This window comes from Campylobacter sp. RM19073 (genome assembly GCF_024723495.1).
Classification (GTDB): Bacteria; Campylobacterota; Campylobacteria; order Campylobacterales; family Campylobacteraceae; genus Campylobacter; species Campylobacter porcelli.
In genome coordinates this window covers 1-822 of sequence record NZ_JANQCT010000064.1, presented here as the reverse complement: position 1 = coordinate 822, position 822 = coordinate 1, and the positions used below count along the sequence as shown (strand labels likewise).

Here is an 822-nt window from a genome sequence, read left to right as displayed (position 1 = left end):
TATGCAAGAATAAATCTTGCATATATTTAAGGAGTAAAATGTGAGTGTGAAATTAGAATTTTTTCTTTTTAACTTCAGCTACTACAGCATCAGCTATGCTATCAACTTCATTAGCTACTATATTGCTGTTTTGAGCGATTTGTGTGTTTTGTCTCGTTAAGCCATCTACATTTACTATAGCTTCATTTATCTGATTTATAGCTTGAGTTTGCTCGCTTATGCTTTGGCTCATCTCATTTATACTTTGGCTTAGTATATTTACATTTGCTTCTATTTCGCCTAGTGATTTTTGAGTTCTCTCAGCTAGTTTTCTGACCTCATCAGCCACCACGGCAAATCCCCTACCATGCTCTCCAGCACGAGCCGCTTCAATAGCTGCATTTAGTGCTAGTAGATTTGTTTGGTCTGCTATATCTCTGATTATTGTGATTATGTTTTTAATATCTTCGCTTTGTTTGATTACTTCACTAGCTCTATCATTTATAGAGTTCATTGAGCTACTCATCTCTTCTACAGCTGCGGCACTTTCTTGAAGTGATTCGCTTTGAGATTTGGCACCTTCATTTAGTGAAGTTACAAAGCCTTTTAGCTCATCGGCTTTATTTTGTAGGTTACTAGCTTGTTCTAAATTTGCTTTTAGCATTTTAGTTACTTCATCGCCTAGAAGGTTAGTTACCATCTCTACTTCACCTTTTGGATTATCTATCCTTACGGTGAAATCTAGTTGTTTGAATTTATCAAATACACCTTGGATAGCATTTATATCGCTACCTACTTTTTGCTCTAGGACATCAAGCATTTTATTTAGGACATTTTTGAGCT

At 35.5% G+C, this 822-nt stretch carries 1 protein-coding gene; it reads right to left on the bottom strand.

Translation table 11 applies throughout. The annotated features are described in order from the left end of the window. Nucleotides 1-52 precede the first annotated feature (52 nt). Nucleotides 53-822 (bottom strand): methyl-accepting chemotaxis protein (locus tag CSUIS19073_RS08255; protein WP_330518314.1); only part of this gene is annotated, 770 nt, incomplete at its 5' end.